The following is a 16126-nucleotide window of genomic DNA, read 5'->3' on the forward strand; positions in this document are numbered from 1 at the left end:
TTACCTTGTCTTACTTAGACGCGGCTACATGCGTTGGCTGCCCGTTCCCGAATGGAACAAAACCTTCAGACCATCAGATGTAGGTACATTGCAACGTAATCTTGACTACCTCAACCTACCCGCTTGGGAGGGCTGTGGTAGATATCAGCGAACATATCGGCCATGGCTTCTTCGCTGGGTTCTTCCTGCATTTGCACACTCACTGCGCGACTCACCAACTGGTGACGACGCGGCAGGTGAAGGTCGTCCGGAATCCGTGGACCATCGGTGAGGTATGCCACCGGCAGCGCGTTACTGATCGCCAGGCTCAACACTTCGCCCAGGCTCGCCGTTTCATCCAGTTTGGTCAGGATGCAACCGGCCAGCCCGCAACGCTTGTAACTGAGGTACGCCGCCGTCAGCACCTGTTTCTGGCTGGTGGTGGCCAATACCAGAAAATTTCTGGCCTTGATCCCGCGCCCCGCGAGGCTTTCCAGCTGCAGGCGCAACGCCGGATCGCTGGCTTGCAAGCCAGCAGTATCCACCAGCACCACACGCTTGCGCACCAGCGGCTCAAGGGTCTGGCCCAACGACTGACCGGGGGCCACGTGGGTCACCGGGACGTTAAGAATCCGGCCCAGGGTCTTGAGTTGCTCCTGAGCGCCAATACGAAAGCTGTCCATGCTCACCAGCGCGATATTCTGCGCGCCGTACTTGAGCACATAACGCGCCGCCAGCTTGGCCAGCGTGGTGGTCTTACCCATCCCGGCAGGACCGACCATCGCGATCACACCGCCCTCTTCCAGCGGCTCCAGCTCAGGTGTGGCAATCATGCGCGCCAAGTGCGCCAGCAACATCCGCCACGCCTGACGCGGCTCTTCGATACCGGCCACTTGCGCCAGCAGATCTCGGGACAGCGGTCCGGACAGGCCGATACGCTGCAGGCGACGCCACAGATTGGCTTGTGCAGGCTTGGCATCCTGCAACTGGCTCCAGGCCAGCGAGCCCAGCTGCACTTCGAGCAACTCGCGCAAACCGTTGAGCTCATGACGCATGTTGTCGAACGCGCGCTGATCAATCGTCGGGGCGGCCGGCGCAGGCGCAGGGCGCGGTGGCTCTTCGAGCGTCGGTTCAATCAATGGCTCGGCGGCGGTCAGCGGCAGACCGGCAAACAGCTGACGGTTATCGCCCGCCTCGCCCTCACCGCGCAGACTCAACTCGGCCTGGGCCGAGACAATCCGCGACTGGGTCTTGCGCAGCTCTTCTTCGAGCTCAATGTTCGGTACACGGGGTGCCAGCGCGGACAGCTTGTAGTCCAGGGCCGCGGTCAACTCAACGCCCCCGGCAATCCGGCGGTTGCCAATGATGGCGGCGTCAGCCCCCAGCTCATCACGGATCAGCTTCATGGCCTGACGCATATCGGCGGCGAAAAATCGCTTCACTTGCATAAACCAAACCCTCAGCCGTTAGGGCCTACTGTCGCAACGATCGTGACCTGCTTGTTGTCAGGGATTTCCTGGTAAGCCAGTACATGCAGGTTGGGCACCGCCAGACGGCCAAAGCGCGAAAGCATCGCGCGTACCGGGCCTGCCACCAACAGGATCACTGGATTACCTTGCATCTCCTGACGCTGAGCCGCGTCAATCAACGAGCGCTGGAGCTTTTCTGCCATGCTTGGCTCGAGCAAAACGCCCTCTTCCTGGCCTTGTCCGGCCTTCTGCAAACTATTGAGCAATATTTGTTCCAACCTTGGCTCCAAGGTGATCACAGGCAGCTCAGACTCAACTCCTACAATGCTTTGCACAATGGCGCGCGACAAGCCGACCCGTACAGCGGCAACCAAAGCGGCAGTATCTTGACTCTTATGGGCATTATTCGCGACGGCTTCGGCAATACTGCGGATATCGCGCACCGGTACCTGCTCAGCCAGCAAGGCCTGCAATACTTTGAGCAGTTGGGACAGGCTCAGCACGCCCGGCACCAGTTCTTCGGCCAGCTTGGGCGAAGACTTGGCCAACAACTGCATCAACTGCTGCACTTCTTCATGACCGATAAGCTCATGGGAGTGTTTGTACAGAATCTGGTTAAGGTGAGTCGCCACTACGGTGCTGGCGTCCACTACGGTATAGCCCAGCGATTGCGCCTGGCTGCGCTGACTGACCTCAATCCACACGGCTTCCAGACCAAAGGCCGGGTCTTTGGTGGTAATGCCGTTAAGCGTGCCGAATACCTGCCCCGGGTTGATCGCCATTTCGCGGTCCGGGTAGATCTCGGCCTCGGCCAGAATAACCCCCATCAACGTCAGCCTATAAGCACTGGGAGCCAAGTCGAGGTTGTCGCGGATATGCACGGTGGGCATCAGAAAGCCCAGGTCCTGGGACAGCTTTTTGCGCACGCCCTTGATCCGCGCCAACAGTTGGCCACCCTGATTGCGGTCAACCAGCGGGATCAACCGATATCCAACTTCCAGGCCGATCATGTCGATGGGCGTCACGTCATCCCAGCCCAGCTCCTTGGTCTCTTGGGCGCGGGCAGGCGATGGCAACAGTTCCTGCTGGCGCTTGACCTCTTGCAGGGCCTGAACCTTGACCACGTTCTGCTTTTTCCACATCAGGTACGCCACGCCACCGGCCACTGCGGCCAGGCTGAGGAAGGAGAAGTGCGGCATGCCCGGCACCATCCCCATCACGGCCATCAGGCCTGCCGACACAGCCAGCGCCTTGGGCGATGCGAACATCTGACGATTGATCTGCTTGCCCATGTCTTCTGAGCCAGAGGCGCGGGTCACCATGATCGCGGCGGCAGTGGACAGCAGCAGAGAGGGCAGCTGCGCCACCAAACCGTCACCGATGGTCAGCAAGGCGTAGACCTTGCCGGCTTCGCCGAAGGTCATGCCGTGCTGGAAGATACCCACGGCCATACCGCCGATCAGGTTGATAAACAGAATCAACAGACCGGCGATGGCATCACCGCGTACGAATTTGCTGGCACCGTCCATCGAGCCGTAGAACTCGGCTTCCTGGGCAACTTCCTGACGGCGCATCTTGGCCTGGTTCTGATCGATCAGGCCGGCGTTGAGATCAGCATCGATGGCCATTTGTTTACCGGGCATGGCGTCGAGGGTGAAACGCGCGCTCACCTCGGAAATACGCCCGGCACCTTTGGTCACCACCACGAAGTTGATGATCATCAAAATCGCAAAGACCACGATACCGACCACGTAGTTACCGCCGATCACCACTTCACCGAAGGCCTGGATCACCTTGCCTGCGGCCGCGTGGCCTTCATGACCGTGGAGCATCACCACCCGGGTGGAAGCCACGTTCAGGGCAAGGCGCATCAGGGTCGCGACCAGCAAAATGGTGGGGAAAACAGCAAAATCCAGTGGCCGCAGCGCATAGACACAGACCAGTAGCACCACAATCGACAGCGCGATGTTGAAGGTGAAGAACACATCCAGCAAAAACGGCGGAACGGGCAACATCATCATCGCCAGCATCACCAGCAACAACAACGGCACACCTAACTGCCCCTGACCCAAACCGGCCAGACCGCTGCGCGCGGTGTTGATTAACTGAGAGCGATCCAAGGACATTGCGTCAAACCTTTAGCAAACTTTTGACGCCATGCGCGCCGTAGAGCCTGCCTCTGCAAGAAACCTTCCAACTTTGGCCACTTGTTCACGCATGGCCGATTTGGCCAAGGGTTTCGGAGTGGGCCATGAGTCACGCTCAGCGTGACGCACAGCTAATTGACTCGGCTTTGGCTCAGCCTGTACTGCGGCCGATCGTTCAATTACCTGCAGTTGTGGGGGTGAGATCCTGGTAACACGGCGCATGAACGGATCGTTTAATCGAACGTGTTTCCAGGTTAAATCCGACTGTCGGGGTACGGCATTTCTAGTGCACTGCCTCACAAGTACTGATCCTTTTTTGACGAGTGGCTGTTGTTGCCAGGCAAGGCGCCGCGACGACTCATAGCTAACTATGGGCAGGAGCGGCAACGCAGCATGGCAACAACAGATGCCGTTAAAAGAGGATCAGTATTTGCGAGATAAAACACTAGGTTCAAGGTAGGCCCATTATCAGCGTCGCACTGCCCGTAAAAGGCCCTGCGGCAGGCAAGCTGCCGGGTTTGCGAATAAGTGCAAAAGTCACACCGTCCCTTCCCGAGCTATTGGTGATAGTCCCTGCGAATGAGCCGCCCGGAGGTACTAGCGCACGGGTACTGGTACGGTACATGACAGTCGCGAGATCAGGATTACTCATCACAAGGCCACCTGAGAAGAACGAAGAGGCACTGCCCATCAATGTGATTTTGATGGGTGAGGAAATCCCCGCATCAGGGCATGAATAGATCAGTACGAAATTTTTATTATTTGGCGTAGCCAGTGGATTCGTCCCGACCGCCAAGGGATCCACCGAACCGAAGTCCACATTAATAGGCGCATTATTATTAATCGTGCAGGTGGACGGGTTCAAATTAAGTGAATGACGCGCATACACATTCACAAAAGTCACAAAGTTCCGGAGTGTCGAGCCGTTCAAATAAGTGCGCACCCTTAATCTTACGGTAGCGACAAGCGCCCCGGACGAGATTCTAACGTATCTGCCCGGCGCTCTTACAATATTGAGATATGGCCGCCCCAGCACACTCACGAGGGGCTCATTTCGCTGCACGGAGAGAACAATACCGGCCCTCACAGGTGTCGGATAATAAGTACCCGTCACATTCAATCCACCCTCAGCAAAATAACCAGGTTGCGGATACAGCATCATCGTATCGGGGTCGGTCAGCACTTGCTCGTAAGGATCAAAAGGAAAAGTCGTTTGCAATCCATGCCTGCATTCAAACGTGTAACCATCCAGAAAAACTTTTGCAGCTGCAAGGTTCGGCACAAGATTGACATACGCGTTAAATCCATGCCTTTCAGGATTTACCCAGTTGCCACCATTCAATCGGCATTCCGTTGCACTGACGGCTTGCATCAGCAGTAAAAAAAGCAGCCCCATCAGATACTTCATATACATCCCTCCGCTATAAAACAGCCCTTGCAGCTGTGCATATTTATGGGCGTAGCCCGATGCAAAAACCGAACTACAGCAAATACCTCAGGCTTTATTATTTGATTAACAACGATCCGTGGCTTAACTTTGGTCGATACCTTAAATGCAATCATGTAGCCTGATATTTAATAAAACAGCACCCTAAAATCACTACTCTTTTAAGGGTAGGCTAATGTAAATGTCGAAACGGCCGTAAAGTGTCCGGCCACTATCGTTTGATTAATAATGGCTTGCGGCTCCCCCTGCAAAAACACTTTAAAAGCAATGACATTGGCGCCATTACTCAATGCCTGCTTACCACTGGCGATATTTAACGGCAACGGTGAGCCCGCAAGTGTTTCTAGCCCCAGCGCCACTCCTTTCTCAGGGCTTGCGTCCAGCGCCAGCAAGCCCGGCAGCTTGGTGTTCTCGATGCCGCTAAAGGTAGTCGTCACAGCGTCACTGATACTGGTGTCGCACTCTTCAAGGCGGATCTGAAAAGTCTTGCCGACCGTCCGGGTATTTAGATAAAGCTCTGCGTTAGTGACCGCCTCCAGATCAATCGCCAACGCCTCGTCGCCCGCCTTGATCCTGCAGGCTGCCGCAACCAATGCGCCCTTGAGCGTCAAGTTGCTCGCCGCCACGCCATCATCTGACCGCATCAAGGACACACCCAGCAGCAGCACGATCACAGCAGGTTGCCAGCGCTTACTCATGCTCCCGGCTCGCATGGGATGCCCTCCTTACTCGTAAAATGCCAGCAGAACTGCTGTGGCCGTAAAATCGCCTTCACTCAGCGTTGAGCCCGACCTCTTGACTGGAACCACCTCCAGTACCGGTGGACTTGACAGGCTAATTGAAAGCTTAGTGTTGAGCACAAATGCCAGGTTATTTCGCAGTACCTTGATGCCAAGATCAGGAACACTGGACTGCACGGCTGAAGAGTCAAAACTCGTTGCCGTACCCGTCAACATCAAGTTCAGCCCCCACGGCAGAGTGCTGGAAGTGCAAGTAATGGTGTAATTCAGCCCTTTGCGGTTCTTGACCCCATCGACACTTTTGACACTTATATCCCCAAAGTCGACAGCAATAGTGGAACCACTGTTTATGGTGCAGGGCGGCGGCTCTACCAGGGTGCCACTAAACGTGAGGTTGGCCATTGCGTTAGTGCAAAAGCCAAGCATGGACACTGTTAAAAGGGCAAATCGTTGCTTGAATCTCATCAATATGTCTCTCTTATCGCAGTGCAACCACTAAGGTAGCCGCTGCAGAAAATGACCCGCCCGTGAGCGTGCTACCGGTTTTTTTGACGAGATAAGCCTTCACAACCGGCAGGGCGGGATAGGTGAAGTTCACGGTTTTATTGAGGGGCCAGGTAACACCCCCAACAGTAAAACTGATGCCGAGATCACTTTTACTGGTACCCAGGAACGCACTGTTAAACCCGGCGCCAGTTCCCTTTAATTCCAGGGTCATAAAGTTGGTTGGCTGCGGTCCGCATGTGACGGTATAAGCCACTGTTTGGCTGTAATTAACGCCGTTGATCCTGGTGGTCAGAAGGCCGGCTCCAAAAGGTACATTCAACGTGCCCCCTGCGTTGACCTTGCAGGGTGGAGGCATAAGGACGACCCCCTTGATGCTCACACTGACGTCCCCCCATGCAACCTGACAGCACATCGACAACAGGCCGCCCACCGCAATGAGTGCCCGCCAATGCTTTAACTGACTCATCGTTGCGCTTTCATTCATAGACAAGCCTGAAATCAACGGCCGCCCGAAAGGCGCCATTGCCCAGCGCAGCCGAAGTGCGCACAGGCTGCACGTGCCAGGTCTGTGTGTCGTTGCCATGCTGCATAAACAAAGGCTCGCCGCGACTGCCCAAAGCTACGTTCCGGCCAAGGGCATCGGTCAGGAGTAGCCCCATCCCGGTTACCCCCCTCACCTTGACCAGCCTTGAGTCATCCGCATCGGCTGGCGCCACAAAGGCAACCGATACCACCGGCTGATAGGCACTCCACACCAGATTGCCAGTGCGCTCACTCTGAATACTGCCCGAAGCGCGCTGGCAGTCGACAAAGCGCAACTGGAAAGCCACAGGCGTTCCCTGATCGCCAGGGCGCAGCAGCTGGCTGCGAGAGACAGTCCCCAGGTTTACCTCTTGATAGGCCGAAGGCATGTCCACGGCACAGGGGGTGTTGTGCAATTCGCCAATAACATCCAGCACTCCACTCATGCCGTCGACCGCCTCGGCCCGGGCCTGGTGGATACTCGACGCCAGTAGCCAGCACGACAGGGTCGTGACCGTGCACACACCTCGCGCACTACTCATTGACTGAGGACGCCGCCACGTCCACCTTGCAGGTATTGCCTTCGCAACTGAAAACCAGAGGTGGGCGACCGCCGTAATCATTTACATAGGTCAGTCGTGGTTTAGTACCAAGCGCAGCCACACTCCCGCCCAGCTTTAGCGATTCTTTTGGTGACAGCATAAGGGGCTCGAAACCCGTCACGGTTTCTGCCTCTTTACTGCGGCGGGCATCAATCAGGGTGACGTAGTACGGAGTGGGGTTGTTGACTTGATACTGATCCCCCACAAGGGTGAGGGTCAGTTCCTCCTGCCAAGGTGCAGACCGCTCTTGTCGGCTCTGAACTAACGCGGCAGGACGGTAAAACAACTTGATTCGGGTTTGCAGGGCAATCTGCAGGCTGTTGGTCTTTTCACTGCGCGGAGGAATTTCGCGCAGGTTGAAGTAATACACCGACTCCCTGTCCTGAGGGAGCGACTGGACTGCAGGTAACGACTGGACTTTTACCTGACTGTTTTTACCCGGCTCCAGACGCTGGACGGGTGGAAGCACGATCAGCGGCGAGGTGATCTTGTTGCCCTGTTCATCTTCTATCCAGCCCTGGGCCAGATAAGGCAACTGTGTGTTGTTATTGGTGATGCTCATGCTGACGGCTTCTTTGTTGCCATCAAACACAACCCGGGTGCGATCAAGACCAATGGCTGCATTGGCGTTGTTGATCAGGCACATGGCCACAAGGGCAGGAACCGAGAGTGCAAAGCTGACTGTCTTGATCATGAAGGTGTGATCTCTGTGTTGGTAAGCCGGATCCCCGATGCAGGTGCAGCGTTGTCAGGTATCAGCATCTGGCAGGGCAGATCCAGGGTGGTGGCCAAACCGTCGTCCGGTAAATTGGCAGGCATCACCAGCGTGCAACGCTCTGCCCCCCCCCCAAGAGACAACCATCATTCCCCCAGGCCGGATGCCGCTTAGATAGACACTGCCACCGTCATTGATGATGCCGGTCTCCTGCTGTTTTTCATTCTTCACCGTGCCACCGAACGGCGGCACGCGGCCATCGGACAGGCGCAGCACAACCATGGCCTTGTAGCCGGCAATCACATCCAGCGTGCGATAGCCAATGGCCCCGTCCGTCAGGGTCAATTGAGTCACGGACTGAGTCGCCTCGACATTGGCCGGCAGACTTTCAAGGTCAATACTGGCCGCTGTACGCAAGTAGCTGTTGACGTCAGGGATCACTGCTTTGCCGAAGGCATTGCTGCGCGTTGGGCTGCCATAACCGCGAACGGGCACTCCCGGAACACCGCTGGTATCGACCATCAGTCGAGTGCCGCCCGCTCCTGCGCTTCGATGCCCTGCGCCCCCATACGGTGTGAGTGTGGCGCCGCCTCGCGCAGACATGCCAAGGCTGGTGTGGTTGTTTTCTTGTCGACTGGCGCTCAAGGTCAGATCAGCTTGATCTGCGGTATGGCTTAGATAACCGCCAATGGAGGTGTTACTGACTGCCAACTGATAGTGGTTGCGTTCATCCAGCTGATCGCTGAAGCGTGCCGAATACGTACTTTTATTCTGCGAATTGTTGGCACTGGTGGTTAAAGTGCCGGATCTGCCAAGGGGAAGAGTGAGTGACAGATACATCCCGGAATTATTATTTTGCGTACGAGTACGCTGGTTTTGTTCCTGATTTCGAAACAGGTTCAATGAGAGATTGATGTTCTTGACCGACCCCGCATTGAAATAGCGCGCCAACGACACGTTCCAGCGGTTGCTGCTCGGGCGATCCCAGTAGGACTGGTCGGTGTAGGTCACATAAGCGGAGAGGCCAGCCTCTCGAAAATGCTTGTTGAACGTTGCGGTGTAGAGCGATTTGCTCCCGCCCACACGCTCGCCGTAGCGTCGCGCATCCAGGTATTCGCTCATGCTCAGGTAGTTTTTCTCGGAAAACCGGTATCCCGCGAAGGTGACCTGGCTGTCGTATTCTTCAAATTTTTTCGAATAACTCAGGCGGTAGGAGGCGCCGGACAACGTATCGTCCTGCAGGGTGGCGCTGGCTCGCGAAGCATCGAATGAAAGGGCACCAAACGCCAGCAGATCGCGGCCTACCCCGAGGGAAAAAGCCTTGTAGTAGCTGTCACTGATACCCCCTCCATATACTGACCAACCATTGCTCACACCCCAGGAAAACTCCCCCGCACCAAAGACACTGCCCTGCCCTCCATCATGCAGATAGGACGGCCGACCGGTGGCCAGCTTGTAGCGCACAGTGCCGGGGCGTGTCAGATAGGGAATACTGGACGACTCGACCTTGAACGTATTGACACTGCCGTCCTGCTCTTCCACGCGGACATCCAGAGTGCCGGTGACGGCATCGTTCAGATCCTGGATGCGGTAGGGGCCGGCCGCGACCAATGCCTCATACAGCACACGGCCTTGCTGGCTGATGATGACCTTGGCATTGGTTTTAGCTACCCCGACGACTTCTGGGGCATAGCCTCGCAAGTTGGGAGGTAGCTGACTGTCATCCGAGTTGAGTGCGGCGCCGGTGAAACGGAAGCTGTCGAACAGGTCCGAATACAGGTAGTTTTGCCCCAGCGACAGACGTGCCCCGAGTGAGGGAACAGCGCGATAGGCGTAAAAGCGGCTCCACTCAAGGTTCTTTCTGCTATTGACGGCCTCATCTTCAATACGACCCTGCCAATCAGCCCTCAGCCGCCAAGGGCCTGCGTTGGCACCGAAAGTACCATTGCCGGTCAGGTCGGTTCGGCTGGCAGTGTTTCTTTGATTGATGGACTGTGCCGTAAGGTTGTAATCAACCAGCAGGCCAGGCACGCCGTCATCCCAACGTGAGGGCGGGTCCCAGTTCTGAGCGTTGTACTCCAGATAGGCCTGGGGCACAGAAATGTAGAGCGTAGATGTACCCAGATCGCCGCTCACTTCCATCCCCGCAAGGCTGCGAATATCCAGGCACGTTCCCTCCTTCCACCAGGAGAGTTCCGTCAACTTGTTTTCCTTTAAGCCCAACTGGCTTGCCAGATCGGATGACAAGCAGGCCTGGCTGCCTTTGGGATCATCGTCCGGAGGATAAAAAGTGATGCGCTGTTCAGGCAGCACCAGCGTGTTCACCTGTACTTGCATTGGATAAGTACCCGGCAAGATAAAGCCGCTGCGCGAGAACTGAGACAAGTCAATATTGGTGCGATCGTTCAGGTCGAGAATATCGGTATTGAACTGGATGTCTTCTGCGGCCGACACTTCACAGGCAATCGACATCAAACTACTTAATACACTGGTATGCAGAATTGTCTTCGCAGTTGAAAAATCTCGTAATGCAAGCAACCCATGCATTCAAAAATACTCCAGTCTGAATCGCAACGCTGTGCGGTGAGATCCAACAACCATGGGGCGGCCATTGCCAACCAATTGCAGGGAGTAACGTAATTCTTGGTGGTTTTCGGTCAGGGCGATGAGTGACATCGGGACGCCCGGTATACTTTCCTGCCCTTGCACATCGGTTATGCGCAGGGCCATACCACTTGAAGTACCTAATGCTGCAAAGTGACGCCCGCTAATGTCAGTCAACCCGTCAAAGGTCACTCTTACATGCTGCCAATCGGGCAAGTAGGCACCAGGACGATGAGGATCGGGACGCGTTAATGAACATTTGACCAGGCGCAATGAAAACACACTGGGCTCACCCGCGTTATGGCGAATAAGGCCGCCCACTGACAAAGGGGTCATATCAATGACTTGATAAGCGCTGCTCGCATCCAGTGCACAAGCAGAATCCAGTATTTCTCCGGCCATGTTGATACGGCCATTACCTTGATTTTCACGCGCTGCAGCAATAGACATCAACGAACTTGTTAACATACCGATAAAACCAGTCATGACTAACATCGTGAGCACTCTCACACTCGACCCCGCTGAAACTTGCCCCGCCACTGAACCGACTGCAACGGGGCAAATAACTTACTTGTAAGTCAAGGAGAAATTGGTCACTGCAGCGAACGCGCCCGGGGTGATGGTTCCCGTGCCCTTACCTCTGAGAAAGGCACTAAAACTCAGGGTGTTATCACCGGCTTGAATAAGTTGCGTCTTGGTTGGCGTCCCCAGTGTTACAGCCGTGCCGGAGCCATCGACCATCATGACGCCCGCCCCACTTGCCGTCCCGATAATGCCCAACGCACCGGGCACATCGACGGATTCGGCACCTGTAAAGGTGGTCGATACGGTTTTATCGGTAAGGCTCGAGGGAGAGCATCCGGTCAATTCAATTTCAAAGACTTTAGGAGTACTTGCACCGCCCGTTTCCAGTTGAGACTTGGCAACTTCACCCAGTGGAACGGTCTGGTCGCTATTGCCCGGCTTGATGGAGCAGGCAGCTTCCAGAATCTCGCCCTCAAACGTGATTGTTCCTGACCCGGCTCCCGCCGCATGAACAACCGATACAGAAGCAGCCAGCAACGCCATGGAAGCCATGGCCTTTTTAATTACAGCATTCATTAAAGATCCCCTGCACATAAGTATTTGACTCAACATGAAACCTGTAGGGGCCTTCATGTCTATTAAGAGTCCAGAGCATATTAAGTTTGGCAAACGCTCCAAAAAGAGCATTGGAAAACTAACAATTTAACACTCAAGAATATGCAGGAAATTGCCTATTAATCCGAATGGATTTTATTGAAAAATTGAAGGAGCACTCTAGATTCACAGTAGGAAGTTGCTGGTCTCGATAAAACAACCGCCCCGACAACCCCCTACGGGCCACTCACTTAAAAACATATCGCAAGCAACTGATTATAGTTAACAACACCCACCTCAACACAGACTTGAATATACACTTCATGTCTATCTTTAAAACAACAACACACTATTATCTTAACACCCACTTCCAGTAAGAATCTAAAGACCTATCACCCCAACCTTATCCACATCACTCATCACGCCTTAAATCCGGCGGAATCGGCAGGTCCTTGAGCGGATCCGGGCGCTTGCCCTTGCCCGCCTGGTGCTGACGGATCTGATACACGTAAGCAAGCACCTGGGCCACGGCCAGATACAGCCCGGCAGGGATCTCTTGTTCCAGCTCTGTGGAGTGGTAGATCGAACGCGCCAGCGCAGGGGATTCAAGCAGCAGGATGTTGTGCTTTTCACCAATCTCGCGAATCTTCAGCGCCAGAAAATCACTGCCCTTGGCCAGCAACATCGGCGCCCCGCCCTTCTCCGCATCGTACTTGAGGGCCACGGCGTAATGCGTCGGGTTGGTGATGATGACATCAGCATCCGGGATCGCGGCCATCATCCGCCGCTGGGACATGTCGCGCTGCAACTGGCGAATCCGCTGTTTGACCTCAGGGCGCCCCTCCTGGTCCTTGTGCTCGTCGCGCACTTCCTGCTTGGTCATCAGCAGTTTCTGATGGCTTTCCCACAGCTGCACCGGCACGTCCACCGCAGCGATCAAGATCAACCCGCAGGCCATCCACAAGGCGCTCCAGGCCACCACTTGCAGGCTGTGAATCACCGCCAGCTCCAGCGGCTCATGGGCGATGCGCAGCAGGTCGTCGATGTCAGACTGCAACACCAGCAAGGCCACAATCAGGATGATGAAGAACTTGGCCAGGGCCTTGAGCAGCTCGACCAGTGCCTTGGCCGAGAACATGCGCTTGATCCCCGCAGCGGGGTTCATACGGCTGAATTTAGGGGCCAGGCTGCCAGCGGCGAACAGCCAGCCGCCAAGGGAAATCGGGCCGACCAGAGCGGCGATCAGCAAGGTGACCAATACCGGTTGCAGGGCGAGCAGTGCGATTTTGCCCGAATGCAGTAAAAACAGGCCCATGGAGTCAGGATTGAGCAGCACCTCGCGGCTCAGGCTGAAGTTGTAGCGCATCAGCTCCATCATGTCCTGCGCCAGCGCACCGCCAAAAATCAGCAAGCCCGCAGACCCGGCCAACATGATGGCCAAGGTATTCAGCTCTTTTGAGCGTGCGATCTCGCCCTTTTCCCTGGAGTCCTTTTTGCGTTTCTCCGTGGGGTCTTCTGTTTTATCGGCACCACTTTCACTCTCTGCCATAGCGGTCTACTTCGCCTGTGCCAGTTCACGTAGAAACTGCAGGGCCTCGGAGGCCAGCGGTTGATACTGGTTGAGAATGTCCGCCATGCTGATCCACAGAATCACCATGCCCAGCACCAGGGTCAGCGGAAAGCCGATGGCAAAAATATTCAGTTGTGGTGCAGCCCGGGTCATGACGCCAAACGCGATGTTGACCACCAGCAACGCCGTGATGGCTGGCAGCACCAGCAGCAGCGCAGCTCCCAGGACCCAGCCCAGTTTGTTGGCGATTTCCCAGTAGTGATTGGTCAGCAACCCACCGCCTACCGGCAATGTGGTGAAGCTCTCGGTGAGCACCTCAAACACCACCAGATGGCCGTTCATGGACAGAAACAACAGGGTCACAAGCATGGTGAAGAACTGCCCGATAACCGCCACGTTCACGCCGTTGGCCGGATCGACCATGGACGCAAAGCCCATGCCCATCTGAATCGCGACAATTTGCCCGGCCACCACGAACGCCTGGAAAAACAGCTGCAACGAAAACCCCAGTAGCGCGCCAATGATGATCTGTTCGGCAATCAGCATCAGGCCGCTCAGATCAAGCGGGTTGACAGTGGGCAGCGGCGGCAGGCTGGGCATGATCGCCAGGGTGATCGCCAATGACAGAAACAGCTTGATGCGCTTCGGCACCAGGGTCGTGCCGATGATCGGCATGGTAGTCAGCAGTGCACCCACCCGAAATAGCGGCAGCATAAAGCTGGCGACCCAGGTACTGATCTGCGCGTCTGTCAGAGCGAGCAGAGACATTTAGCCGATCAACTGCGGAATGCTGCCGTACAACTGCAGGATGTATTCCATAAAGGTCTGCACCAGCCAGGGCCCTGCCACGATCAGGGTGATCAGCATCACCAGCAATCGCGGGAGGAAGCTCAGGGTTTGCTCGTTAATCTGGGTCGCGGCCTGAAACATCGCCACCAGCAACCCGACCAGCAAACTGGGGATTACCAGTACGGCGACCATCAGTGTGGTCAGCCACAACGCACTGCGAAACAGGTCAACCGCAACTTCTGGGGTCATGACTCACACTCCGCCAAAACTGCTGGCCAGGGTGCCGATAATCAGCGCCCAGCCATCCACCAGCACAAACAGCATGATTTTGAATGGCAACGAAATGATCAGCGGCGAGAGCATCATCATGCCCATGGCCATCAGCACACTGGCCACTACCAGGTCGATGATCAAAAACGGGATAAAAATCATGAAACCGATCTGGAATGCAGTTTTCAGTTCTGACGTGACAAATGCAGGGACCAGAATGGTCAGGGGTGCAGCATCCGGTGTGGCGATGTCGGTGCGCTTGGACAGGCGCATAAACAGTTCAAGGTCGCTGGTGCGTGTCTGGGCCAGCATAAAATCCTTGATCGGCACTTCAGCCTTGAGAATCGCATCCTGGGCCGAGAGCTTTTCAGCAAGATAGGGCTGCAGGGCGTCGTTGTTCACCCGATCGAACACCGGGGCCATGATGAACATCGTCAGAAACAACGCCATGCCCGTCAGGATCTGGTTGGACGGGGTCTGCTGCAAACCCAAGGCCTGACGCAGGATCGAGAACACAATGATGATCCGCGTAAAACTGGTCATCAGCATGACGAACGCCGGAATAAAACTTAGCGCGGTCATGATCAGCAAAATTTGCAGGCTGACCGAATATTCCTGCTGGCCGTTGGCCCCGGTGCCCAGGGTGATGGCCGGAATCGACAGTGGATCAGCCCCTAACGCCAACGGCGCGACAAGCGCCAACAACAGCGCGACAACTAAACGCATTACGGCTTGTCCTTTTGCTGGCCCAGTATTTCCATCAGCCGCTTGGCAAATTCGGGGGTTGCCTGCGTTGAAGTACCCGGCACTTGCACGGGCTCCTTGAGCACATGCAACGGTGTAATACGGCCCGGCGTCAGGCCAAGCAGGATCTGTTCATTGCCGACCTGCACCAGCACCAGCCGATCCCGCGCCCCCAGGGCCCGGGAGCTGATCAGCTCGATCACTTGCCCCTGGCGCGGCCCCGTTTGCTGGACACGGCGCAGCAACCAGGCCAGGGCAAAGATCAGACCCAGCACCAACAGCAAACCCAGTACCAACTGTGTCAATTGCCCGCCGATGCTGCTGCCCACAACCGGCGCGGCCGCCGCCGTGGCGCCAGCCAGCGGTTCAGCCGCCAGCACGCTTACGGGGAACGCGAGTAAACCGCCTAGAACCCGCTTCACTTAACGCAGCTTCTTGATGCGTTCGCTTGGGCTGATCACGTCCGTCAGGCGGATGCCGAACTTTTCGTTGACCACCACCACTTCGCCGTGAGCAATCAGGGTGCCGTTCACCAGCACGTCCAGCGGTTCGCCCGCCAGGCGATCCAGCTCTATCACCGAGCCCTGATTGAGTTGCAGCAGGTTGCGGATATTGATGTCGGTGCTGCCCACTTCCATGGAAATCGATACCGGAATATCCAGAATCACGTCCAGGTTAGGGCCATCCAGCGTCACTGGCTGGTTGTTGCGCGGCACACTGCCGAACTCTTCCATTGGCAGACGGTTGGGTGCCGGTTTGGTGACCGCATCAGCCGCCAGCAAAGCGTCGATATCTGCCTGGCCAACATCGCCGGTTTCTTCCAGCGCCGCTGCCCATTCATCAGCCAGCGCCTGGTCTGCAGCAGTTGTATCGTGTTCGTTAGCCATGGGGTGTCCTCGGCG

At 56.1% G+C, this 16126-nt stretch carries 17 protein-coding genes; all 17 read right to left on the bottom strand.

All coding sequences use genetic code 11. The features are described 5' to 3' along the window. Window positions 1–110: 110 nt before the first annotated feature. The 17 genes from flhF to fliN all read right to left on the bottom strand — a co-directional run bounded on the left by flhF (window position 111) and on the right by fliN (window position 16111). The gene (flhF, locus tag RGV06_RS06430; RefSeq protein WP_322149652.1) at window positions 111–1427 is read right to left on the bottom strand and encodes a flagellar biosynthesis protein FlhF; all 1317 of its coding nucleotides are present in this window, start codon (window positions 1425–1427) and stop codon (window positions 111–113) included. 11 nt (window positions 1428–1438) lie between these two features. After that, on the bottom strand, window positions 1439–3568 hold the full coding sequence (gene flhA, locus RGV06_RS06435) for a flagellar biosynthesis protein FlhA (RefSeq protein WP_019828839.1): 2130 nt from the start codon (window positions 3566–3568) through the stop codon (window positions 1439–1441). 478 nt (window positions 3569–4046) lie between these two features. Next, complete coding sequence (locus RGV06_RS06440; RefSeq protein ID WP_019828837.1) at window positions 4047–5003, bottom strand: fimbrial protein; 957 nt, start codon at window positions 5001–5003, stop codon at window positions 4047–4049. A gap of 200 nt (window positions 5004–5203) precedes the next feature. After that, window positions 5204–5740 carry a fimbrial protein gene (locus RGV06_RS06445; RefSeq protein ID WP_231984111.1) on the bottom strand — a complete coding sequence of 179 codons (537 nt, stop codon included), beginning with the start codon at window positions 5738–5740 and terminating at the stop codon, window positions 5204–5206. Between the two features lie 27 nt (window positions 5741–5767). Then, on the bottom strand, window positions 5768–6247 hold the full coding sequence (locus RGV06_RS06450) for a fimbrial protein (protein WP_322149653.1): 480 nt from the start codon (window positions 6245–6247) through the stop codon (window positions 5768–5770). Window positions 6248–6260: 13 nt separating this feature from the next. After that, entirely contained in the window at window positions 6261–6773 is a 513-nt protein-coding gene (locus tag RGV06_RS06455; protein ID WP_231984112.1) for a fimbrial protein, read from the bottom strand. Next, window positions 6766–7353: a fimbrial protein gene (locus RGV06_RS06460; RefSeq protein WP_037032763.1), complete on the bottom strand. Its 588-nt coding sequence runs from the start codon at window positions 7351–7353 to the stop codon at window positions 6766–6768. The genes RGV06_RS06455 and RGV06_RS06460 overlap by 8 nt, the downstream gene beginning before the upstream one ends. After that, window positions 7346–8107 (bottom strand): fimbria/pilus periplasmic chaperone, encoded by a 762-nt coding sequence (locus tag RGV06_RS06465; RefSeq protein WP_046810408.1) that lies wholly within the window; start codon window positions 8105–8107, stop codon window positions 7346–7348. The genes RGV06_RS06460 and RGV06_RS06465 overlap by 8 nt, the downstream gene beginning before the upstream one ends. Window positions 8108–8161: 54 nt before the next feature. Further along, window positions 8162–10600, bottom strand: coding sequence for a fimbria/pilus outer membrane usher protein (locus RGV06_RS06470; RefSeq protein ID WP_322149655.1), 2439 nt, complete (start codon window positions 10598–10600; stop codon window positions 8162–8164). 75 nt (window positions 10601–10675) lie between these two features. Continuing rightward, window positions 10676–11218 (bottom strand): fimbrial protein, encoded by a 543-nt coding sequence (locus RGV06_RS06475; protein ID WP_198823081.1) that lies wholly within the window; start codon window positions 11216–11218, stop codon window positions 10676–10678. Window positions 11219–11299: 81 nt separating this feature from the next. Further along, the gene (locus tag RGV06_RS06480; RefSeq protein ID WP_322149657.1) at window positions 11300–11833 is read right to left on the bottom strand and encodes a fimbrial protein; all 534 of its coding nucleotides are present in this window, start codon (window positions 11831–11833) and stop codon (window positions 11300–11302) included. 430 nt (window positions 11834–12263) lie between these two features. Next, complete coding sequence (flhB, locus tag RGV06_RS06485) at window positions 12264–13400, bottom strand: flagellar biosynthesis protein FlhB (protein ID WP_019828828.1); 1137 nt, start codon at window positions 13398–13400, stop codon at window positions 12264–12266. Window positions 13401–13406: 6 nt separating this feature from the next. After that, on the bottom strand, window positions 13407–14189 hold the full coding sequence (gene fliR / locus RGV06_RS06490; protein WP_019828827.1) for a flagellar biosynthetic protein FliR: 783 nt from the start codon (window positions 14187–14189) through the stop codon (window positions 13407–13409). After that, on the bottom strand, window positions 14190–14459 hold the full coding sequence (gene fliQ / locus RGV06_RS06495) for a flagellar biosynthesis protein FliQ (protein ID WP_019828826.1): 270 nt from the start codon (window positions 14457–14459) through the stop codon (window positions 14190–14192). Window positions 14460–14462: 3 nt separating this feature from the next. Then, a complete protein-coding gene (fliP, locus tag RGV06_RS06500; protein WP_019828825.1) occupies window positions 14463–15206 on the bottom strand; it encodes a flagellar type III secretion system pore protein FliP in 744 nt (247 codons plus the stop codon). Beyond that, entirely contained in the window at window positions 15206–15646 is a 441-nt protein-coding gene (gene fliO / locus RGV06_RS06505) for a flagellar biosynthetic protein FliO (RefSeq protein ID WP_019828824.1), read from the bottom strand. The genes fliP and fliO overlap by 1 nt, the downstream gene beginning before the upstream one ends. After that, window positions 15647–16111: a flagellar motor switch protein FliN gene (gene fliN, locus RGV06_RS06510; RefSeq protein WP_046810415.1), complete on the bottom strand. Its 465-nt coding sequence runs from the start codon at window positions 16109–16111 to the stop codon at window positions 15647–15649. It lies immediately after the preceding gene. Window positions 16112–16126: the final 15 nt, after the last annotated feature.

This window comes from Pseudomonas sp. CCI3.1, from assembly GCF_034313985.1.
In the GTDB taxonomy this organism is placed as follows: domain Bacteria; phylum Pseudomonadota; class Gammaproteobacteria; order Pseudomonadales; family Pseudomonadaceae; genus Aquipseudomonas; species Aquipseudomonas psychrophila.